At 28.7% G+C, this 22,234-nt stretch carries 30 protein-coding genes and 1 riboswitch; of the genes, 4 read left to right on the forward strand and 26 right to left on the reverse strand.

Annotation, left to right across the window (positions count from 1 at the left end; translation table 11 throughout):
- Positions 1-84: 84 nt before the first annotated feature.
- From BUA21_RS12175 to BUA21_RS12190, 4 genes are all read right to left on the reverse strand, one after another.
- A complete protein-coding gene (locus tag BUA21_RS12175) occupies positions 85-1,263 on the reverse strand; it encodes a cation:proton antiporter domain-containing protein (protein WP_072745113.1) in 1,179 nt (392 codons plus the stop codon).
- A gap of 61 nt (positions 1,264-1,324) precedes the next feature.
- Positions 1,325-1,383, reverse strand: a riboswitch (Fluoride riboswitch).
- A 64-nt stretch (positions 1,384-1,447) separates the two neighbouring features.
- Positions 1,448-2,575 carry an ABC transporter permease gene (locus BUA21_RS12180; protein ID WP_072745114.1) on the reverse strand — a complete coding sequence of 376 codons (1,128 nt, stop codon included), beginning with the start codon at positions 2,573-2,575 and terminating at the stop codon, positions 1,448-1,450.
- A complete protein-coding gene (locus tag BUA21_RS12185) occupies positions 2,562-3,617 on the reverse strand; it encodes an ABC transporter permease (RefSeq protein WP_072745115.1) in 1,056 nt (351 codons plus the stop codon). The genes BUA21_RS12180 and BUA21_RS12185 overlap by 14 nt, the downstream gene beginning before the upstream one ends.
- A gap of 1 nt (position 3,618) precedes the next feature.
- Positions 3,619-4,551: an ABC transporter ATP-binding protein gene (locus tag BUA21_RS12190; protein ID WP_072745116.1), complete on the reverse strand. Its 933-nt coding sequence runs from the start codon at positions 4,549-4,551 to the stop codon at positions 3,619-3,621.
- A 185-nt stretch (positions 4,552-4,736) separates the two neighbouring features.
- Here BUA21_RS12190 and BUA21_RS12195 point away from each other — a divergent pair, with 185 nt between their 5' ends.
- From BUA21_RS12195 to BUA21_RS12205, 3 genes are read left to right on the forward strand one after another with little or no spacing between them, the layout of a single operon-like run.
- Positions 4,737-5,771, forward strand: coding sequence for a sensor histidine kinase (locus BUA21_RS12195; protein ID WP_072745117.1), 1,035 nt, complete (start codon positions 4,737-4,739; stop codon positions 5,769-5,771).
- A gap of 5 nt (positions 5,772-5,776) precedes the next feature.
- Positions 5,777-6,400 (forward strand): response regulator transcription factor, encoded by a 624-nt coding sequence (locus BUA21_RS12200; RefSeq protein ID WP_072745118.1) that lies wholly within the window; start codon positions 5,777-5,779, stop codon positions 6,398-6,400.
- Between the two features lies 1 nt (position 6,401).
- Entirely contained in the window at positions 6,402-6,653 is a 252-nt protein-coding gene (locus tag BUA21_RS12205; protein ID WP_234973716.1) for a putative signal transducing protein, read from the forward strand.
- A gap of 70 nt (positions 6,654-6,723) precedes the next feature.
- Here BUA21_RS12205 and BUA21_RS12210 read toward each other — a convergent pair whose 3' ends face one another.
- Positions 6,724-8,103: an MATE family efflux transporter gene (locus BUA21_RS12210; RefSeq protein ID WP_072745119.1), complete on the reverse strand. Its 1,380-nt coding sequence runs from the start codon at positions 8,101-8,103 to the stop codon at positions 6,724-6,726.
- A gap of 224 nt (positions 8,104-8,327) precedes the next feature.
- On the opposite strand from BUA21_RS12210, the gene BUA21_RS12215 reads away from it, so the two are divergent.
- Positions 8,328-9,338 carry a nucleoid-associated protein gene (locus BUA21_RS12215; protein WP_158281690.1) on the forward strand — a complete coding sequence of 337 codons (1,011 nt, stop codon included), beginning with the start codon at positions 8,328-8,330 and terminating at the stop codon, positions 9,336-9,338.
- A gap of 123 nt (positions 9,339-9,461) precedes the next feature.
- Here the strand turns inward: BUA21_RS12215 and BUA21_RS12220 are convergent, their stop codons facing one another.
- From BUA21_RS12220 to htrA, 21 genes are all read right to left on the reverse strand, one after another.
- The gene (locus BUA21_RS12220) at positions 9,462-9,743 is read right to left on the reverse strand and encodes a ribosomal protein L7/L12 (protein WP_072745121.1); all 282 of its coding nucleotides are present in this window, start codon (positions 9,741-9,743) and stop codon (positions 9,462-9,464) included.
- Between the two features lie 144 nt (positions 9,744-9,887).
- The gene (locus tag BUA21_RS12225; RefSeq protein WP_072745122.1) at positions 9,888-10,295 is read right to left on the reverse strand and encodes a GNAT family N-acetyltransferase; all 408 of its coding nucleotides are present in this window, start codon (positions 10,293-10,295) and stop codon (positions 9,888-9,890) included.
- An 86-nt stretch (positions 10,296-10,381) separates the two neighbouring features.
- Positions 10,382-10,885, reverse strand: coding sequence for a class I SAM-dependent methyltransferase (locus BUA21_RS12230; protein ID WP_234973717.1), 504 nt, complete (start codon positions 10,883-10,885; stop codon positions 10,382-10,384).
- A 292-nt stretch (positions 10,886-11,177) separates the two neighbouring features.
- Positions 11,178-11,921, reverse strand: a complete 744-nt coding sequence (locus BUA21_RS12235) for a hypothetical protein (protein ID WP_072745123.1) — start codon at positions 11,919-11,921, stop codon at positions 11,178-11,180.
- Positions 11,922-12,472: 551 nt separating this feature from the next.
- Positions 12,473-12,925 carry an 8-oxo-dGTP diphosphatase gene (locus BUA21_RS12245; RefSeq protein WP_072745125.1) on the reverse strand — a complete coding sequence of 151 codons (453 nt, stop codon included), beginning with the start codon at positions 12,923-12,925 and terminating at the stop codon, positions 12,473-12,475.
- 39 nt (positions 12,926-12,964) lie between these two features.
- A complete protein-coding gene (locus BUA21_RS12250) occupies positions 12,965-13,258 on the reverse strand; it encodes a GNAT family N-acetyltransferase (RefSeq protein WP_072745126.1) in 294 nt (97 codons plus the stop codon).
- An 81-nt stretch (positions 13,259-13,339) separates the two neighbouring features.
- Positions 13,340-13,519 (reverse strand): type II toxin-antitoxin system RelE family toxin, encoded by a 180-nt coding sequence (locus BUA21_RS15345; protein ID WP_412458291.1) that lies wholly within the window; start codon positions 13,517-13,519, stop codon positions 13,340-13,342.
- Between the two features lie 58 nt (positions 13,520-13,577).
- Positions 13,578-13,832: a hypothetical protein gene (locus BUA21_RS12260; protein ID WP_072745127.1), complete on the reverse strand. Its 255-nt coding sequence runs from the start codon at positions 13,830-13,832 to the stop codon at positions 13,578-13,580.
- A gap of 106 nt (positions 13,833-13,938) precedes the next feature.
- On the reverse strand, positions 13,939-14,115 hold the full coding sequence (locus BUA21_RS14770) for a hypothetical protein (RefSeq protein ID WP_159429111.1): 177 nt from the start codon (positions 14,113-14,115) through the stop codon (positions 13,939-13,941).
- A 662-nt stretch (positions 14,116-14,777) separates the two neighbouring features.
- The gene (locus BUA21_RS12265) at positions 14,778-15,122 is read right to left on the reverse strand and encodes a hypothetical protein (protein ID WP_072745128.1); all 345 of its coding nucleotides are present in this window, start codon (positions 15,120-15,122) and stop codon (positions 14,778-14,780) included.
- Positions 15,115-15,624, reverse strand: a complete 510-nt coding sequence (locus BUA21_RS12270) for a DUF6036 family nucleotidyltransferase (RefSeq protein ID WP_084604293.1) — start codon at positions 15,622-15,624, stop codon at positions 15,115-15,117. The genes BUA21_RS12265 and BUA21_RS12270 overlap by 8 nt, the downstream gene beginning before the upstream one ends.
- A gap of 469 nt (positions 15,625-16,093) precedes the next feature.
- A complete protein-coding gene (locus BUA21_RS12275) occupies positions 16,094-16,603 on the reverse strand; it encodes a hypothetical protein (protein ID WP_072745129.1) in 510 nt (169 codons plus the stop codon).
- Positions 16,604-16,768: 165 nt separating this feature from the next.
- Positions 16,769-17,026 (reverse strand): hypothetical protein, encoded by a 258-nt coding sequence (locus tag BUA21_RS12280; protein ID WP_072745130.1) that lies wholly within the window; start codon positions 17,024-17,026, stop codon positions 16,769-16,771.
- Positions 17,027-17,077: 51 nt separating this feature from the next.
- Positions 17,078-17,560: a transposase gene (locus BUA21_RS12285; protein WP_072745152.1), complete on the reverse strand. Its 483-nt coding sequence runs from the start codon at positions 17,558-17,560 to the stop codon at positions 17,078-17,080.
- Between the two features lie 273 nt (positions 17,561-17,833).
- Positions 17,834-18,250: a type VII toxin-antitoxin system HepT family RNase toxin gene (hepT, locus tag BUA21_RS12290; protein ID WP_072745131.1), complete on the reverse strand. Its 417-nt coding sequence runs from the start codon at positions 18,248-18,250 to the stop codon at positions 17,834-17,836.
- Positions 18,243-18,650, reverse strand: coding sequence for a type VII toxin-antitoxin system MntA family adenylyltransferase antitoxin (gene mntA / locus BUA21_RS12295; protein ID WP_072745132.1), 408 nt, complete (start codon positions 18,648-18,650; stop codon positions 18,243-18,245). The genes hepT and mntA overlap by 8 nt, the downstream gene beginning before the upstream one ends.
- A gap of 262 nt (positions 18,651-18,912) precedes the next feature.
- A complete protein-coding gene (rlmH, locus tag BUA21_RS12300; RefSeq protein ID WP_072745133.1) occupies positions 18,913-19,392 on the reverse strand; it encodes a 23S rRNA (pseudouridine(1915)-N(3))-methyltransferase RlmH in 480 nt (159 codons plus the stop codon).
- Positions 19,389-20,147, reverse strand: coding sequence for a 5'/3'-nucleotidase SurE (surE, locus tag BUA21_RS12305; RefSeq protein ID WP_072745134.1), 759 nt, complete (start codon positions 20,145-20,147; stop codon positions 19,389-19,391). The genes rlmH and surE overlap by 4 nt, the downstream gene beginning before the upstream one ends.
- A gap of 114 nt (positions 20,148-20,261) precedes the next feature.
- Positions 20,262-20,666 (reverse strand): hypothetical protein, encoded by a 405-nt coding sequence (locus tag BUA21_RS12310; RefSeq protein ID WP_143147167.1) that lies wholly within the window; start codon positions 20,664-20,666, stop codon positions 20,262-20,264.
- A 115-nt stretch (positions 20,667-20,781) separates the two neighbouring features.
- On the reverse strand, positions 20,782-20,964 hold the full coding sequence (locus tag BUA21_RS12315; protein ID WP_234973718.1) for a CxxH/CxxC protein: 183 nt from the start codon (positions 20,962-20,964) through the stop codon (positions 20,782-20,784).
- An 84-nt stretch (positions 20,965-21,048) separates the two neighbouring features.
- Entirely contained in the window at positions 21,049-22,218 is a 1,170-nt protein-coding gene (gene htrA, locus BUA21_RS12320; RefSeq protein WP_084604294.1) for a serine protease HtrA, read from the reverse strand.
- Positions 22,219-22,234: the final 16 nt, after the last annotated feature.

Consider the following 22,234-nt stretch of genomic DNA (forward strand, 5'->3'; position numbering starts at 1 on the left):
AATTTTATTTATTCATATATATTCCATTAGTCTGCTAAGTGGTTTCTATTAAAAATGCGACAGCGAGTCTACTTGTCCCTTCTGTCATATTTCCAATAGCTTTTCTTGGGAAAAGTTGATTCCAATTGCTCCTAAAGGTGCTGTAATCAATATTGACAATACTGCTATAGCTAAAATAACATCTCCTGATTCTACTCCCAATGTCAATGGGACTGCTCCCATAGCAGCCTGTACAGTTGCTTTGGGGATATATGCAATAACACAAAATAATCTTTCTTTCCAATTTAAATCTGTACCTATTAGAGAAATCAATACTCCTATGCTTCTTCCTATTAGTCCAATGAATATAACTATAATACCTACCATTCCTGCCTCAAGGGCTACTCCAATATTTACCTGAGCACCTACTAGTACAAACAACAATATTTCTGCAAAAACCCATATTTTATTGAACTTTGCTGCTAATCTTTCACCTAAATCTGGCATTTTTTCTACTATTATAAAGCCTATAGTCATGACTCCTAACAGAGATGCTATCTCTATCTTAGTCTTTAACAAATTTTCAAACTCAGTAAGTAAAATGGATACTCCAAGTATCAATAAGACCTTTTTAGTATCTCGTATATGATACTTGCTAAAAATTTTCACCATTGTAATTCCAATGACAATCCCAGATCCAATTCCTAACAGTATTGATAATGGAATGTTTAACAATTGTACTCCAATATTTACATGAGCCCCACTGTATAGTCCTAGAAAAGCGCTAAATATAGTAATGGCAAACACATCATCTATAGAAGCTCCCGCCAAGATTAAAGTTGGTATACCTTTGTTTGTCCCTATATTATTTTCAATCAAATTTAGCATAGATGGTACTACAACAGCAGGAGAAACTGCTGCAATTATAAATCCTAACATTCCTCCTTGAACAAAAGAAAAATCTAAAAATTTTGTTGATGCAAAAGCAATAAAAAACCCTTCTATTAATCCTGGTATACAACTCATTTTTAATGCGCTATTCCCAACTTTTTTCAAATCAGCCTTATTGATTCCAAGTCCTGCCCTTAATAGAATAATAATTAAAGCAATTTTTCTTAAATCTCCCGATATATTAATCATATCCGCTTGAAGCAAGTTCAAACCATAAGGGCCTATAATCACTCCTAACATAAGCATTCCCAACAATCCTGGCAGCTTAAATTTTTCAAATAATTTATTTGCTGGTAATCCTAATAATAAAATTGCTGCTAAGCTTTTTGCCATTGAAAATTCCTCCTCAAATGTAATTATGAAAACAAAAAACTCCTACAGATAATACCATGTATTACCTGTAGGAGTCATTAGCATAATGCAGTTTTGGTGAACTCCATCACCATTATTTATTTTTCTAATGATATTATATAGTATCATAATATTCGTGTCAAGAAATCTATTTTATGTTTTTATCTTAAGCCTGTTGAGCTGTTTTAGAAAAATATAATCCCATCAACAAGAATACTGCACCAAACAACAATTGCATTAAAATTTCAAATCTCATATCTGAAAAAGAATTAACTGTCATTTCATTTACTCTAACAAAATAATAAGTTGGGAAAAACTTTGCTATCATAAGAGTCTTTTCACTTAAAAACTGTTGTGGTACCATAACTCCTGATATAAATGAAGTTCCTAAAGAAAATACAGTAGCCATTGCATTTATAACAAATTTATTCCTCGTAACATTATTAATTAAAAACGTAAAACATAGAGCGGAAAGTGAGAAAACTACTGTATTTAATACATATTTCCCAAAATTAACTTCTCCAATGTATTTACCCTTTAATACAATACTTCCTACAATAAATATTAGTGTAATCATACTCGCCATTGTCAATTGTCCCAGATACATTTCCATATTGAATTTTAAGAATTTCTTAGAAGATATTTTCATTCTGCTTTCTATATTTTCATCTTTGAAATCAGCCATTACAAGGCCTATTGCTGAAATATAAATAGCCATAATCACATAACTGGTAAAATTGTAATAATACTTAAACCAGTTGGCCACCCCTTCATTTGCCATTTTGTTTTTAGGCTTTATAAGCTCTACATTTGCTTCTTCATTTAATGCCACTTCTAAATCTTCTAAATTAAATTCTCCATTTTCATAGGTAGCATTGGCAAATGTAAGGAATTTATTGATTTGATTTTGGATTTGCATAGATTCTATTTTTCTATCATCATTATATACTTTGATAGAGTTTTCTTTATTTATAACTTTTTCATCAAAATCCTCTGGGATTATTATCACTGCATCTACTGTTTCTAAAAAAATTTGTTCCTTTATATATTCTTCATCTGGCATTGTGTCAATTATATCGTTCTTTTTTTCTAAATAATTCTTTAAACCTCTTGACAGTTCACTATTGCAATTATCAATTATTCCTATGTTTAATCTCTTTTCCATAAAACTAGTTTCTCTTTCAATAGTACCTGAACCATTTAGTATTGATAAAATAAAAAATATAAGTGTATAAGTAAGGATAACCCCCTTGTTTCTCAATGCTATTTTAGTAAAATATTTATATACTGTCATAGTTTTTCCTCCTCAAAAATATATAGGATGTAAATATTAAAGCTATGCAATAAAAGGATAAAAGAAGAATTCCTTCTCTTGCACTCTTAGTGCTTCCTAAAAGATTTATCCTATATAGATTGTTTGTAATGATAGAAATAGGATTTATTCTACTTAAAATAGGTGCATGTTTATCAATCATAATTTTTATATTAGGTCCCATCATTCCAGATAGAAATGATAAAAACAATGTAATCGCCACAGCCATTGCATTTTTTACACTTTCATTTTTCTTGTTGGACACACCTATAAATATTCCTAAATCTATGCCAAACAAATTCCCCATTAGTATCAAAATAGTGCTGTATTTTGTCTCTGTGAATAAATTTAGCCTTAAAGCATATTTTATAAAAATAAGCAATATTCCATTGGCAAATAAATTAAGTATCAGTGCAACTACAATCCCTGCCAATAAAAACTCATGTTTTTTAAGTGGAGTAACATTGATCCTTGCACCTATATTGGACATGTTGGCTTGAATTAATTTGACTATTTCGATACCGGAAAAAATCCCATAGGTTGAAACCATAGCAATCAGTGAATAAAAAATAATTATTACAGGATTTGCCTTTTGATTTCTATCTAAAATATAATCTATTGAAAAATCATATTTTTCAATAGGCCTGTTTAATTTTTTCATCTGCTTTATTTGTCCTATTATTTCCTTTATTATAGTTTGATTTATCCCAGATTCTTTTACTGCCAAATTTAAATCTTCATCTATATATCCATCGATTTCTCCATTGTCTAACTTTTCTACTATTTCATCATCAGTAATTTCGTGGATATTTATAAAATCTATTTCTTCTAATACATATAAAATAGGATTTCCACTTTCTATTCCCACATTTATAATTTCTAATTCTCTATCTAGCATTCCATTAAAAGCTGTATAAAAGAAAACTGCCATAATGAGTGGATATATTAAACTCCAAAATAAAAAGCCAAAATCCCTAAATAAGTTTTTACCTTGATATACACAGTTTCTAAATAATCTTTTCATATTAGTCCCTAAGCTCCTTTCCTGTTAACTCCAAAAATACATCATTTAATGAAGGTAATTGGCTATGAAGCTTTGTATAGGTTAAATTGTTGGCCTTTATAAAATCTAAAAGATTGGCTAAATTGTTAATGCCATTTTCAAATTTTATAATATAATCCTCTCCCTCTCTCTCTACATCAATAACATGAGGTATACTTTTCATATTTTCAATAACTTCATCTTCAATGTCTAAAAACCCAACTACTATCTTTTCAGATGTGGTTATCATGGCCTTTAGTTCTTCAATTGTCCCAGAAACTAAGCTTCTACCCTTATCCATGATTATAATTCTTTTACAGAGCATTTCTGCTTCTTCTAAATAATGAGTTGTGTATATGATGGTACTTCCTTCTTCATTCAATTTTCTTATTCCGTCTAATATAAAGTTTCTACTTTGAGCATCTACTGCAACTGTAGGCTCATCTAGAAAAATAAGCTTAGGTTTATGAACTATGCCGCAAGCAATGTTTAATCTTCTTTTTAAGCCTCCACTTAACTTTTTAGGATAAAACTTTACATAATCCTTTAAATCCACAAATTCTATAGCTTCTTCTACATATTGTTTTCTTAATTTTTTATCGTCTATATACAGTCCACAGAAATAATCTATATTTTCTTTCACTGTCAATTTTTCAAAAACCGAAACTTCCTGAGGTACTAATCCTATTTGTCTTTTTATATCATAAGAGTTAGGAGTCATTTTCTCTCCAAATACTTTTATCTCTCCTTTATCATAACTTAATAGCGATAGTATACAGTTTATAGCTGTAGTCTTTCCGCAACCATTAGGTCCTAAAAGTCCTATAATTTCCCCTTCTTCAACCTCCATATCAAAATGGTCAAGAGCAATTAAGTCTTGATATCTTTTCACTAAATTATTTACCTTAACTATCATATATATCACTCCTCGATTTCATCTTAAGATAATTATATGATTTTAAATAAATCTTTTGTAGTGTATAAAATTACAATACAATATGACATTTGTCACTGATTAAATTGTATTTCATAATAAATATCAGTATAATTAAAATATAGAATATTTAGTGAAAAACTTTAGTATTTAACAGGAGGTCTCATATGAGAAATTTTGTAGAAAAGCTTTTTATCATGTTACTTTGCTTATACAATACTTATAAAATAGAGCCAGATGCAAATTTAGTTGTTTATTTTCTCATAAGCCTAATTGTTTCGTTAGCTTTAGACTTATTGGATGATAAAAGAATAAAATCTATTATATATCTTTTATTCGTAATACTGTGTTTTTCTCATAATTTATTTGTTTTTTATTTGCCACTAATTTTATACAATATGTGCTTGGATTTTAAGATATACACTTTATTTACATTACCTTTAGTTCTAATGAACTCCTCCATAATAAACTTGCTTTCATCTATTGGAGCAGTTTACCTTTCCATCATGACAAAAAAATATAATATTATTTTAGATGAAAACAAAGTAGTTCGAGATGATTTAAAAGAAGATACCTTTTATTTAAAAAAATATAATGAACAATTGAAAATAGATAAGGAAAAGAATATACATATTGCCATACTCACTGAAAGAAATCGAATCGCAAGAGAAATTCATGATTCTATAGGTCACACCATAAGTAGCAGTATACTACAGGTAGAGGCATTGAAAGTCATTTCAACTGAAGACCATGTTGTAAAAAACTTGGATACCCTTCAGGAAACCTTGCAAAATGGAATGAATGATATCAGAAAAAGCATTCACAATCTGTACAATGAATCACTAGACTTAAAAAATCAAGTTGAAAAACTTTGTAGTAAAATACCAGCCATTGATATTGAACTCGTATATAGAATTGAAGATGAGCTTGGCTATGATTTAAAGTTCGACATCCTATCCGTAGTAAAAGAGGCTATGACCAATTGTTCCAAACATTCCAATGCCACAAAGCTGAAAATAAGTTTAATTAGTCAACCAAAGTTTTATTCTATACTAATAGAAGACAATGGAAGCCAATTTGATGAAAAAAATAAAGGCATGGGGCTTCTTTCCATGAATGAAATAGCTCATAAATATAATGGATATTTCAATTATAGATTTGACCAGGGATTTAAAATACATATGACTTTAATGAAAGGATAATGCATATGAATATTATAATTGTAGATGATGATCCACTAGTAGTGGAATCTTTAAAAATAATTATAAATGCCAACGGAATAGATATACTAGATGTAGGCTATGATGGTCTTCAAGCTGTAGAGCTTTATACTAAACATAAACCTGATTTAATTCTTATGGATATAAGAATGGAAAAACTTAATGGTATAGAAGCTGCCAAAGAAATTTTAAAAGTAGACAACAATGCCAAAATTTTATTGATCACCACTTTTCAAGATGATGAATATATAGGAGTAGCCCTTTCTCTAGGTTGTAAAGGATACATATTAAAGCAAAATATCAAAGGAATTGTTCCTGCGATAAATGCAGTCCACTCTGGAAATTTGGTTTTTGATTCAAAAATTGTATCAAATATTAAAAAATATGCTAAAAAAGATATAGACATAAATCTATCTGATAGAGAATTTGATATTTTGCTTTTAGTAGCAGAAGGATTAAATAATAAAGAAATTGCCGAAAAACTTTATTTAAGTGAAGGAACTGTTAGAAATTATGTTTCTAATATGCTTGAAAAATTATCTTTAAGAGACAGAACACAACTTGCCATATACTATTACAAAATGAAATTCGGAGTAGGAGAGGAGGAATAAAGTGAAAAAGAAAAATCAATCTGATGACCTTCAAATGGTTGTTCTGAAAACTTCTAACAACAATTATGAGATAGACTTGATAAAAAGTCTTTTAGAAGAAAATGAAATTCCATATATTTTAAAAGAACGTGGAATTGGCGGATATATCAAAATAATTAGTGGATCTTCTCTTTTTGGAACTGATATATTAGTAGAAAAGTCATCCTTTGAAAGGGCAAAAGCTATTATATACGAATTAGATTTAAATCAATAATACTGGTATCCTTATGACACAAAAGTTAATTAGAAAAGATAAGGTGACAAGGAGAACTTTCTCCTGTCACCTATTGTATTTTATCTAATATTTCTAAATCTTCAACAACATTTCCAATCCATTTTTTTGAATGAAGTCGCTTTGCCTCAAAGCCTATCTTGATTACTTCTTCTAAACAAATTATAAAAAATACATTATCAAGTGGTAATTTAAAATAAACAGCTGCTATATAACCTGCAGGAATAGCAAAACACCAAACCGTTCCAAGTTGTACCCACATAGAATAAGTTGTGTCTCCTCCACCTCTAAATACACCTACAATCATAAGCACATTGAAAAATCTAAGAGGGGCAAATACAGCCATGATCCTAAGCACAGTGATTGTAAGTTTTAAAGTATCTTTATTTATATTAAATGGCCTTGTAATTAAAGGTGCTGTAAACCATAGTATTATACCTGTTGCTAATCCTATCATTGGTACCAATATTCCTAATCTAGTTGCATATTCAATGGCTAGATCTTCTTCTCCTGCACCTATCTTATTTCCTACCATAATCGCAGCTGCTGTGGCAATACCTATACATAAAACCATAAACATATTGTTTATAGTAGTAGCTATCTGCATACTAGCTACTGCACTGATACCAATTTTAGCATATATTATTGAATATGCTGTTAAACCTAGTGACCACAACAATTCATTTATAATTACAGATGAAGATGTCCCAAAATAAATCTTAACAAATTCATAGTTAAAACTCATTATTTCCTTTATATTGCTAAAAATAGCTTTGTTGTTTTTATGAGCTGAATAGATTACATAAACCATTTCAACAGTTCTTGCTATACTTGTAGCTATTGCAGCCCCTACTACTCCCATAGCTGGAAATCCAAGGTTTCCAAATATAAGTATCCAATTTAAAAAAGCATTGGTTAATACCCCTATAAGGCTGGCAAACATTGGTGGTTTTGCTTGTCCAATACATCTTAAAAGTGTGGAATATCCTTGGGTCAAACCCGTTATTATAAAAGTTATAGAAATTATTCTTAGATATTTAACTCCTAAGTCTATAACTACAGCATCTTTAGTAAAAATATTCATTATAACTCTAGGAAATATAAATCCTAAAATAGAAAAGATTAATGCTGCTACAGTACTAAGTACAATCTCTAATCCAAACATCTTTCGTATATTTGAAACATCCTTTTTGCCCCAAAATTGTGATATAAATATACCAGCGCCAGCATTAATTCCAGATAAACATAACATGAATATGAAAAAGTATTGATTTACTAGGCCAACTGATGCAATAGAGCTTTCTCCAAGTTTTCCTATCATTAAATTATCTACCATATTTAATGATGAACTAATTAAGTTTTGTAATGTTATTGGTATAACTAATGTAAGAATTTCAAGAAAAAATTTCTTGTCTTTAAATAACTTTTTCATTTCTAACCTCCTTATCCAACAAAACAAAAAATAAAAAAGCACATGGGTTATTTTAGCTGCCCACCTGCTTTTAGATTTTATTTATTTCATCCATATTAAATTACCTCAAATATTATATATTAATATTACAAATTAGTCAAATATATAAACTTTATATATTCCTTTCTTTTCTACGATATAATAACTATAATTAATATATGAAGTCATATAAGGAGCTGGTTATGATGGACGAAATAAATATTCAAAAAATCATATTACATATTTTAGATAATTCAGTGGCAATACCTGTATTGTCGGAAAAAGAACATCCATACAACAAAGATATAATGGAGTTTTTAGAAATTCATATAGGAAAAGTTTTTAAAGATATTAATATCAAAAAAGCTTTTTTCCCCGATAAAGAAAATCGAGTTAAAAATCTTTGCATAGATATTTCAAATGACAATGACAAATTTGTAGAAAGCACTAAAAAATTTGCTCAACTCATGTACAATATAATGGTTGAAAACCCTACAATACCACCTTGCGATTTGATTTGTTGCCTTTTTAATGGAGATGGGAAAAGATACTTGGGTTTCTTTATATTGAATTATAAACCTTCTTACATACACTATGTAGATGAATCAGAAAATAAACGAATCAATCAAGTAGTTAAACAAAAAACAACATTACCAAATGAAAATCAAAAAATTGATGAATTTATAATAATAAATTTAGAAGATTTTTCAATTCTATTAAAAGAAAAAAAACATGAGATTAATGGAGAAAAAGACTATTATATATCTAAATACTTGCTAGAATCACAAGATACATTATCTGACAAGGAAAAGATAGATATTGTAAATATGGTATCGAAAAAAATAGTGAACGACTACTATGAAAATGATGTAACTAAAATGGCAGAAATAAAAAATGCTATAGTGGAAAGTGTCGAAGAAAAAGATGCTATAGATATAGACCATATTAAAACTAAAGCCTTTAACAATAATTTAGACCTTCAAAATATCTATGAAGAAGAAATAACAAAAAGAGGATTATCAGAAAAAACCATAGATATAAATGAAAATTTAAATAAAAAAATAGCCAGAACTCAAAAATTAGTAACAGACGATGGAATAGAAATAAAAATACCTGTATCTTATTTGACCAGTGACGATAAAGTCGAATTTTTAAACAACCCAGATGGAACCATATCTATTCTACTCAAAAGCATTAGAGAAATACAAGGCAAATAAAAAGCCACTAACTCATGACTGAAGTCAAGAATTAGTGGCGATTCGCCAAAACCACAATATGAATTTTTCTATGCTCTTTTTTGCTTATTAATTCATTTTTAAGAGAGAAGAGGTCTTTTCAGCCTATAAACTATCAACATAATCCTTTGCTTCTTTTAGCCCCATACCTGTAGCTTCTCTTAATCTCTTTATTGCTTCAACTTTTTTATTTTCCATAACAAGTTCTGATAATTCACTTTTCAACTCATCGCTTATATACTCCCTAGATGGTTCAGGCAATCCAAGATGCTCCATAATTCTATCTAATTTTGATTCTATCCGTTTTTGATTGCTTTCCAATGCATTAATGCTTGAACTAAGAATTATAAATAAGATTATTAAACCCATGTATAATATATTTTCCATATTTTACCTCCATAATCAGTTAATATATATCAATATTTTCCTATACCTATTGTATAAACAATTTATCATAATCAAAAGCAATCAAGTCTTTTGCATTTCCACTTGTAATTTTAACATTAACTCACTATAAGGATTTATTTCATTTTATTTTACAAAAGTAACGCAATTATAGTCGCTAGCTTTTACCATTCCATTTTTCTGATAGAAATTAATTGTTTTTTCAGTTTGATCTGTCATTAAAACAATCTGACGAATTAATTTATATCGTTCTAAAATTAGTTTTAACAAATAACTTCCAACACCTTGACTTTGATAATTTTTTAGAATTAAAATATCTTGTATATAAATAATTGTGTAACCATCACCTACTACACGAATCAGCCCGACTAATTTCTCATTATCCCAAGCAGTTAATACCTTCAGTGAATTACTAATAGCATTTTTTAGTTTTATTTTATCATCTGTATAGGCATACCATTCTACATCATTGTACAAATCCATTAATTGGTCAATCTCAGGTATGAAATCCTCTTTAATTATTATTTTGTCCATTTTTATCCTCCTCAAATTTTATTATCTAATTTGAAGAAGGTTTCTTAATTTACCCACCTTATTCACTCCTTTAAATCAATCTTGCCCTATAAATACAAATTAGGGTAATTTTTAAGCTGAATAATTCCTGCGCAATGGGATATAGTTGTAAAACTAATATCTTCTTTAGGAAAAATTTTTTTTAGTTCATCAAATACAATATATATTTCTTCATCATCCCATTCACCAGTCTTTATTTTGCACTGTTCTAGCAATGCTCTTGTTTCAAAAGCTATATCTCCAATAATGATTTCACCATCATTAAAAAGTTGCTTCTTTAATTTATTAATAAATTTTATTTTATCTTTGTCTTCTAAATGATGCATTGCATAAGTACTTATAATGTAGTCAAACTGTATATTTTCAAGTTCTTTCGGTAAACCCTTAGAAAAATCATATTGATGTAATTTAGCTGAAGGCATTTTATCTTTTGCAATTTCTAGCATTTTTCTGGAAAAATCAATGCCATATATTTCATATCCATCATCATATAGTTTTTTTGTTAATACTCCTGTACCAAATCCAATATCCAATACTTTTATCGTAGCCATCTGCCCATAAATCAAAACCCTTATTATCTAACATTAAAGAACCTCCAAATAATATAAATAATCTTTAGTTTGCTTTTTTCTACTATTACGCATTATATAACAATATTGTAGCATAAACAAGGTTGTCATTCTGAGTAAAACGAAGAATCCTATCTTTAAAACTCCTCAGATAAATCTTTCCATTCAGAATTTGCATTTTGTATTAATTCATTTTTCTTTAGTTAAATATACTCATATTCCATAATGAATCCCATATTTGTTTTCATACTATTTTCTCTAACAAGAAAATAAATTAAATGATTTTACTTACTAAATGCAATCTACAATATCCTGGCTCATAAGATATAACTCCCTCATCCCTAAAACCATTATCTAAGAACCATTTTAAATCACCATTTGGAAAAGTTCCAACTTCGTCACTAATAGCAATAATCTTCGAATATTTATCCTTTAAATATTCTTCTAAAGCTTTAAGTGGAGCAGATTTATAATCATATCTATTTGAGGAAAGATATGCACATGTCAGAAAAGCAATATCTTCAGACTTTGGGATATCATAAGGAACTATCTTAGATGGAACATATTCAACTCCACCCAAAAGCTTATCTCCCTCAACATTAATAAACCCAAAAGTATCTAAACAACAATCCTTCAAAAACGCAAACTTCTTTTGGCAGTTTTCAGAACAATTTCTTCCTGTACATGTCCCAGCAACTTCTATGTTTTTTTCTGTCAAAGGTATAATCTCACCTGTATATTTTTCTCTTCCATGTTTTATTATAAATGTCTTCTCTTCAGGATATTGATTATTTAATAGACTATCTAAAAATTTATCTGATATAGGACTAAAGTACCTATTTACACCGTTCACAACAGTCAAAGTAGGGAAAAATAATCGTTGTTTTTTTGCAATTTCAAAATTATCTTTAACATTATAAATGGTTATCTCAAAATACTTACCGTACTTTTCAAGCAATCTCAACATCTCATTGTTTATTGGGCATTGCATATCCCAATAATAAAACTCTATTTTCATATGTGTCACCTTCCTTAAACTCTTATAACTATATAATCATTACTAATAAAAGCCCCATAATACCACCAATATTTTTTGCTATCGCCTTACCTTCTTTCTTCATTGTAAAGGTTTTGATTAACAATCCTATTTCAATACATAAAATTGAGATGCTTATTATAACTTTACTAAAAATAAGGCTCGAAAAAGCGAATTCATGGCCCATTTTAATGAATTTACATTCTGTCCCTTGGTACAAAATTTTTCAACTTCACTTCTATACTTTTCCAAATATCAGATTACGCAAAAATATTAATGCATCTTCTTTATTAAATTGGTTTTCTATAAACCTTAATCTTAGCTTTTGTAAATAATAATTAAAATATTTATGTTCTTGTATCATAGAACCTGATACATACTGTCCCCTTATACCATTTGATTCTAGTTTATGATAACCTCTTAAACATTATCCTACAACACATAGCTTGTCCACTACTTATGATACGGTTCACCGTATCGGTTCTACTAGCAAAATAAATAGAATATGTTTGTTGGATGACTATAAATTTTACTTATAGCACTTTCTTCTGCCATTTACCATGTTCCTTATAATAATAGAATTCACTCATATTATCAGAGTCAAAAATATTAAACATATCTAGAAAATCAGAAGCTAGCTGATACTCAATTAAATTCTCTTTTTCTATCCAAAACACATCACCTTCTTTTGAGGATTTTAAATTTCCTTTAAATTGATTAGTCTTAAAAAACAAAACTACATATCGTTCATTTTGCTTTGTTTGAAATTGCTTTACCCCACATAAAATTGGATTTTCAATAATAAGACCCGTTTCTTCAAAAACTTCTCTCTTAACAGATTCAACGAAAGATTCCCCATGTTCAACATGTCCTCCAGGAAATGTAACTCCTGGCCAATCTGGATTTTGTCTATCCTGCACTAAAATATAATCTTTATTATATATCATACACATATTAGTAAAAATAGCTTGTTCGCTTTGCCTCATTGCTATACCTCTCTTATATATTTATTTGTTTTACATATCTTAATTCAATAGGTTTATTGGAAAAATGGCTGTACTTTTTAATATATTTATAGCTTCATCCATTAACTTAGTACCTAACCCTTTTCCCCAGTATTCCTTAAGAAAATATATTGAATAAATAGAGCCACACTCAGCCAATTGCTCATCATTATCTTTATTTGCAAATACCAAACCACAAGGCATATCATCATAAATTCCAATTAAAATAATTTCACCATTTTCAATAAATTCCTCAAACTGCTTTTGCCTTCTTTCCTTGTCTAAAAACTTATTTGGTGATAAGTATAATACCATAGAATTAAAGCAGTAGATTTATTATAAAAATAATCTACTGCTTATATTTCAACACTATTAAAAACTTATGAAATTAATTTGTTATATATTGTAAACTTCTCCTCGAGATGCAATTTCAATAATGTTTATAACTAAGTCCTTCTCATCTTTACTAAATATAATTCTATATTTACCAACTCTTAGCCTATAATCTTCAGTATTCCATTGTAGCTTTTTAACATCCCCAGACGGGAGTTGGTTTATAGCCTTAATTATTCTCAATTAAGTATTTTTATCTAGTCTTTTTAGATACTTAAGACAACCTTTTTCATATTTAATATTATATTTCATTTTTATTAATCCCTAGTTCTTTCAAAAGGTCATCTTGGTCAATAAATTCACCTTTTAATTTACTCTCTTCCAACTGAAGACGTTCTTCTTCAGTTATATATTCATGTTCTAGTTCATTTATTTCATCCCATTTATCTTGGGTCTCTTTAAATTTTAAAAACTCAGCCAAGTCAATAACTGTTTTAATATTCTCTGGCCTTAGCTCATCCTTTAATATTTTTTCAATTTTTTTTGCAAGGGTCATGATTTTCCCCTCCCTATTTATAATACTTTTTTTGAAAAAATACTAATAAAAAAATTATTCATATATATTATATCATAATTTTCTGTATATAATAATTTGTAAATACCTATTTCGATATTTGTTTCTTATATCTATTATCGTATGTAAGACCATTATCTAAATCCATTTCATAGCTATTTCCTCCATCTATCCACTTATTACAGACATCTTCCTTTCCTTCAGCCTTATAAAATTCTATAATCATAAAATATAATTTCTCATCTACTAGTTTTAAATGTTCCATGGCACATTTCTTGTATATTGGATACTTCTTTTTTAATAGGGTTTAAGAGTATGAATGGTGGTATATAAAAGTTTATATTTAATGATTATAGTACATTCCACAAGAATTGAGCTTTTACAAATGTATTTTGTGCTTTGCCTTCTCTTAAAATCGCCTCTATTGCTATATATAATATAAAGATTATGACACATTATACTGATTTAATCATAGACCTTTTCCATCTTTTTAACTTTAAATAAGACCCTTGTGGTAAAATACCTATAATAATAAAAGATATCCCCAACCCTTGTAAAAATCCTAAAAATAAATCAGGTACATTAAATAAACGTTACGACACATTCTTTAACTTTTTGTTTCATTTTCCCCAGTAAGCTCCTCAAGTTTTCACCTCCTTTGCCTTAATGGAGGTACTTTGCTAAAGAAACAACTCACCATATTGTATCATATTGTCTATTACATATAATAATAATTATGTGTAATAGGTGCGGGATGGCAAAGCCATCCCCTACATATGATAAAACCAATATTGTAGGGGCGACCTGTGGTAATCAGTTCTACTGGCAAAATGAATGGGATGTATTTAATACTTAATATAGATTAATAAAATTAAAGCATTAGGTTTTATTAAATGGAACCTAATGCTCTTATTTCAATATTTTATCTTATCCCCAATATGACAATTTCAAAAACATATTTACAATCTTTTGTAATTCAGAAAATTCTTCTTCACTTAGTACACCATAATCCCTACCATAAATATCTCTTGATTCCAAGCTCCATAAAAATGATTTAAAATTAGGATATTCTTGAATATTCTTCTTTAATAAATATATAAAATCCTCCAACTTCTGATAATTAATAGTATTATTGTTTTTTTCCTCTTCATATAAAGATAAGTCTACTATCAATTCTAGGGGTTTAGTAATTTTATATCTATAGGCATCAGTATTATTGGGTAAAAAATCACTTTTATAGTTTTCATAACTTTCACATACTATTCTATACATAGTATCTCTCCCTAAACTGTGGTAATCTTTTTATAAATTGATTTTTTTTAGATTCATATAAATCATCTCTCAATAATACCTCATTTATAATTTGATTTATTAATTCTTTATCAGCTATATCTATAAGTTCATCCATATCCTCTATGTCTTTTTGTTCTAGCCTGATTATTTTGCTTACAATTATATCTTCAGGGGACAATAAATACACATTTAAATATTTAAATTTGTTTAGCCTTATAGCTCTTTCCTTATATTTAGGTGATATTATAGTACTTTCATATTCTAACATATCAAAATCCCTTAATTGTACAAAAATCCTCCCTAATTTGGAGGGATAATTTAAATCTATAAAATCAAAATCCCTTGTGGCTCTTTCTGTATATTCCCCTAATATACAGGCAGCTCCTCCTAAAAAATATATGTCGAAAGGTTCAATATCAAAAGCTATAGCAACCTTTTCCATATCTAAAATTTTATCTTCTAATTGTTTCTTTAATTCCACACTTATCACCCTATAATAATATAATAACATTATTATATCATAATTTTCTGTATATAATTGCATATTAATATTCATTTTCAAAAACTATATTATCATTAACATCTTCAAAACCTTCTTTAGAGATAAACAACAATCACTCAAGATAATTATTAAGTTCACATTTTTCTGCTATATCTTTATATGTACTCAATCCATTTATATAAAATTCTACAACCACTGGTTGACTTTTATTGATTTCATAAATGGCTTCCATAAATTCTACAAATCTATCCTCATATTAAGGTTATACCCTTCAAAAGAGCATAGTAATTCATCCGCTTCTTCAACAATTAAACAATGGTCATAAACATCTAAACTCCCATGAGTATATTTTCAAAACAATCTTCTATTTTTTCATGGTTTATATTCTATCAAATTATTCTTTCATCATTGGCTTTAATAGTTTCATTTTCCCTTTACACCTCTCTCTTTATTTGATGAACTCGCCATCAACAGAATCTCTTACAGACTTTTCTTTCATTTTTAATCTTTTATATCTTAAACCGCATCCCATAAGAAAAGATGGTAACAAATTTTGAAATAGTGCTAATAATGGTATTAGGGGTATGCCCAAAAGGAAATCAATCATTGTAAATGGAGCATGATAAATATTAAATAATATCCAATATTCACTTAGCTCTCTAGGTACCTCTAATAAATTTTTACCAGTTATTGAAAATGTATATATCCATAATCCAATTCCAATAACGACAATAGTACTACCAACAAAAAAATCATATTTTTTATCTTTACTAATATCTAAAAATGTACCCATGTAAATATAAAAAATTATTAATAATATCGTTAAAAACAACCTACATACTATATTGGTTGTATACTTACCAAATAAAGGTCCAGTGGCAACAAAGATTATCAATAAAATAGAAGATACTATTACAATAATTAAATGTAATACTAATGCTTTAATATTATTTTTCACTATTGGGTTCTCCTTATACTTTTATTTAACTTTTAATAATCTCCTAAATATTTATACAATAACATAGCTTGTCCTACTTATGGTATGGTTCACTGTATCAGTTCTACTAGCAAAACTTATTTGGTAGTAGATGTACAAAACAAAATCAACCTTAATTAAATTCAATCATAATATTTTAATTCTTTCACCACAACGTCTACAATGATGTACATGATTCTTGGCATATATCAACCTATCAAGATTTTCATATGCTCCACAATTTGGGCATCTTAACCTTTTTCTATCTAATACAATATAGGAAAATAGAAAAACACCAGCAAATATAAATAAAGGCCATTTTATAAAACCACCAACTATTGATATAGAAAATAAAATAACAAAAATCAGACCGAGATTAATATCTTTTCTTGATATATGATTCATATGCTACACCTCCTTAAATCTAATAATATATATAATATGAAGAATGCGCCATTAAATATAATATTTATCATCTTCCCATTTCAATGGATTTGTTTCTATGTAATTCCATATTTCTTGGTATTCTTGTTCATTTCTGATTATATGGTCATAGAATGATTTTTGCCATAATGAAAAACCAATCTGTTTAGAGATAGAACCTTTAAATTGCTGGATAATACGAGATATTGTAGGGACGGTCTTTGACCGTCCGTTTCCATTATATAATATAATAATCATATGTATATGATTGGGCATAATAACATATTTGTTGATTTCAACATTTTCATAAATAGAATTAATTTTATTTATTTCTAAATCAATAATTTCTCCTATATTTGATAATGGTGATATTTCAAACTGGCGACCACAGGTCCCCCCTACTTCCCAAAATAGACTTTTCTTATCCTTGCTACATATAGTTATAAAATAATATCCTGCTTGCGAATAATCATAATTTTTTAATCTAATATTCTCTCTTCGTGGTAATTCATCCATATAACCACCATCCATCTTAATATTATCCCTATGTCATAAATACTTATATGCATTATATCATTTAATCCTAATTAATGATAATCCCTTAAATATTATCCTATAGCCCATAGCTTGTCCTATTTATGATACAGTTCACCGTATCAGTTCTACTAGCAAAATTTATTTATCAATCAAAATATAATGAGAATTAAGATTAAAGTAATAAATATATAAATAAAGCAGTAGATTAACTACAATAAACCTACTGCTTTTATAATGCCTATATATTAATCCTTAAATAAAATTATCGCTAACAAAAATAACAAATTTCTTTATCTCAATTAAATTATTTTTTAAAATACTATATATTATTTTTTTATCTATGTTTATATATTCGTGAGACAATATATTTCTAAGGCCTACCATATTCTTATAAACTTTCGTTTCCTCATCGTTTAAATATTTCTCCTTATTTAAGATGTTAAATGCTTCACCTAATGTTTCTGGATTGCCCATATTATTATCTACCACAATATGAGTTGCTATATCAATCATCATGTTTATTGCTATAAACAAATTATATTCTACCACATCTTGTATAATATCGTCTTTTAAAAATTCTTCCAGAGATATTTCCTTAAACCTTTCTATTTTATTTATAGAAGTTGATAATTGGTTTAACCTTTGTTTAATCACTTCAATATTAACCATTAGACTCCACCTCTTTTTTCAATCTTTCTATAGTTTTATCATAAGATAAGTTTAGGTACCTTTTTATATCACTATATTCAAACAAGGTTTTTACTTTATATTTACTTTCCAAAGTTTTATCACGACTAAAAAGCAATATATTATTTTTATAGATTTCATATTTTAATAGAGGAGGTGCATTATTTAATATTACTAAATCAACTTCCCTTTTAAGAACTTCTGATAAATTCATTTTAATTTCAAGATATGTATCTATATCTATATTTTCCTTCAAATATATGGCAATATCTATGTCGCTATTTTCTCTTATCCTATTTTGAGCATACGAACCAAAGATATAGGAGAAGACAACATCTTCATATTTCATTAAAATATCTTTACACTTTTTAATAATATCCATCTTATCACTATCCCTTAAATGGTATGTTATATATTTATTATACCCCATTAATAAAAGTTTGCTATACGTTGAACATAATATAAATAATGTGTAATAGGTGCGGGACGGCAAAGCCATCCCCTACATATGATAAAACCAATATTGTAGGGGCGACCTGTGGTCGCCCGTTGTACGACACATTGTTCCAATTATACACATTATACCATTTCCTTATGGTCCGTGGTAACCCCTAAATCCTAATTTATAATCAATAAGGCTTGTCCTACTTATGATACGGTTCACCTTTGCTTATCTTAAATCCTCTATATATCTGTTCAAGAAGTATGAGTCTCATGAGTTGATGGGGAAAGGTCATCTTTGAGAAGGAAAGTTTGAAATCACTTCTATCTAATACTTCAGCTGACAAACCAAGGGAGCCTCCAATTATAAAAGTTAGATCTCCCTTTCCTTCTAAAGCTAGATTGTCTATTTTTCTTGAAAAGTCTTCACTAGATAAGTTCTTTCCATCTATAGCAAGGGAAATCACATAGGTATTAGTTGGAAGCTTGGAAAGAATTCTTTGTCCTTCTTTTCCCTTGATTATATTTATTTCTTTTTCGCTCAAATTTTCTGGTGCTTTTTCATCTATTACTTCTATTATTTCTAGATTGCAATATCTAGATAATCTCTTTGAATATTCTTTTATTCCTTCTTGTATAAATTTTTCCTTAAGTTTTCCTACTGCTACTATTCTTATATTCATGATTTTTTAAGCCAACTTTCTACTTCTTCTATCAATTTGAAATTTGTAAAATCATATTGAAGAGGTGTGACTGTTACATATCCTTTTTTTAAATAATATCTATCCGTACCCTTTTCTAATTCATCCTTTCTTCTACCGCTAACTACTAGAGACATTTCTTCTTCATTGCCTTCTTCCATAAAATAATAATCATAAATCATTCCACCAATTCTGCAAACTTTGATACCTTTTATATTTCTTTCATCAACACAAGGGGTATTTATATTGAGCACAGTTTTGCTATTCAAAAATCTGTCATTGACAGTTTGCAATATGTATTTCAAATATTTAGCCCCAATTTCATAGCATGCCTTTCCATCATTCATCTCAGCTGAAACTGCAATAGACGGTATATCATATATATTTGCTTCTATTGCTGCTGAAACAGTTCCAGAATACAAAATATCCATACCTAAATTGGTACCCATATTTATACCTGATACAACTAAATCAACAGGCTCTTCCAATATTTTATCCAATGCAACTCTCACACAATCTGCTGGAGTACCTGACACACTATAAGCTTCAGATTTTATTCCCTGAAGATTCTTCTTCTTAACTATTATAGGTTTCGTCAAAGTAATTGAATGACTAGTAGCACTCATTTGATTGTCTGGTGCCACTATTGTCACATGATGATCTTTCTCTAAATATCTTGCTAAAGTCTGTATTCCCTCTGCATTTATTCCATCGTCATTAACCAAAAGTAATCTCATATCTTTCCTCCTAAATACCTGATTTTCTGAGCTTATATATTATTATAGCAAAAGAAGAGAAAAAATAATACACAAAGAAAAAGCATGATAGATAAACTACCATGCTTTCAAACTTTATGCCTTTACAAATAGATGAATAATTGCCATTATGATTGCTAAATAATTAAATACTTGATATGTTTTAAAAGTACTTTCTTCAAATTTCTTTCCTTCACCTTCATTTGCAAGGCCTATAATTAGTCCTATTATTGCCAATATTCCTGCTGAAATACCTACCCAACTAATTGATGTATAATTCATTATATAGATAAAATGTAGTACAATAGTGATAATTGCTACTATTGCAAATGTTTTGAAGCCTTTGTCAATAAATTTAGCAAAACCATTTGGCTCTTTGTTTTCTCCATCTTTCTCGTAATAGCTAGTGTAATAGATGTTTAAAAATGCTAGAAAGTATACAACCAAACTACACCAACCAAAAATGCTAGCTGCAGTTTCCACATTGTCACCTTCTTTCACTATACATTTTATTATCTATTTTATACATACCCTGATGTTCATATAGCAAACATAATGAGCTCAGTTTTTCGTTTTTTTTAACAACTTACAGTGATAAATAGATAAATTGCAATGATTACACTACTAAATATTTGGGAACTTTATCGCAATAATCACATGTATGGGGACTTGTCCAGTCAGTAAAACTTGTCTTGTCAAGTTCATATATATCCGGTGATTGCTCGTATATTTCAACAAAATCTTCTATGGCATTTTCTAAATGTTCATTGCAGACAACATACATTCTCATCATCTCCATTTTATATTTTACTATTAGTATATACAAAAAAAGTATTTTTAAAGGCCTGACATTTTGTCAAGCCTCTAATTTTAAAACAAATTATTATTCAAATCGTATATCTACTTTTTCTTCTCGCCCATTTCTAATTATAGTTAAAGTAGCATTGTTGCCTTTTTTATATTTATACAACATTTTCTTCAACTGATTCATGCTTTCAACCTTATTTTCATCTAATTTAACTATAATATCTCCTGTGCTAAGTCCTGCCTTATCTGCTGGTGAGTTTGGCATTATTTCAATGATTATTACACCTTCATCTACATTTAAATCTACTCCCAATTGTCTTTCATATTTATCTACTTCTACTCCTGTAATGCCTATATATACTGTTTTGAAATCTCCTTTTTTTATAACTTCTTGCAGAATTGGTTTTGCTACATTTATTGGTATAGAAAATCCAAGACCTTCTCCTGTTTGAATCTTTGCAGTATTTATTCCTATTACTTCTCCATTCGCATTTAAAAGTGGTCCTCCACTATTCCCTGGGTTAATAGAGGCATCTGTTTGAATCAAATCCTCTATTATATTGTAACGATCTACTCTTATGGTCCTATGAAGTCCACTTACGACACCTGATGTAACAGTTCGCTGGAAATCTAATCCTAGAGGATTACCAATAGCCACTGCAAGTTGCCCCACTTCCAGCATATCTGAATTTCCCAAGTCTGCAGCAGGAAGTCCTGTTGCATCTACTTTGACTACTGCTAGATCTAGTGCCGGGTCAAACCAAAGAACTTTTCCAACCTTTTTATCTCCATTTTCAAATAGCACTGTGATCTTTCTTGCATTTCCATCACCTATTACATGAGAATTAGTCAAAATATATCCATTGCTATCTACAATGACTCCAGAACCAACTCCTTCTACTTCTCTTTCCCATATGAATTCCTTCACTACTTCTACTGTAGTGATCCCAACTACTGAACTAACTGATTTTTTTGCTACAGCAGTCACAGCAGTCACATCATCTTTAGGAGTAATCTTTATTTCTTGTTTAGTAATTGATCCTTGACTAGAATAAATTTTAGGCATTGGAAGTACTTTGCCATATAAATAATTTGGTGCAACATAAGATGTGATAAGCCCTCCTATTATTGCAGCAATTAAAGCTACTATAAAGTAAGAAAAGAAACTTCCTCTTTTTTTAGGAGGCTTTCTTTCAACTATTGGCCTATCCACATAATAACTTACATCAGGTTTTCTATCATCCATATTAGTCCCTCCTGCA

It is taken from the genome of Sporanaerobacter acetigenes DSM 13106 (genome assembly GCF_900130025.1).
GTDB classification, from domain to species: Bacteria; Bacillota; Clostridia; order Tissierellales; family Sporanaerobacteraceae; genus Sporanaerobacter; species Sporanaerobacter acetigenes.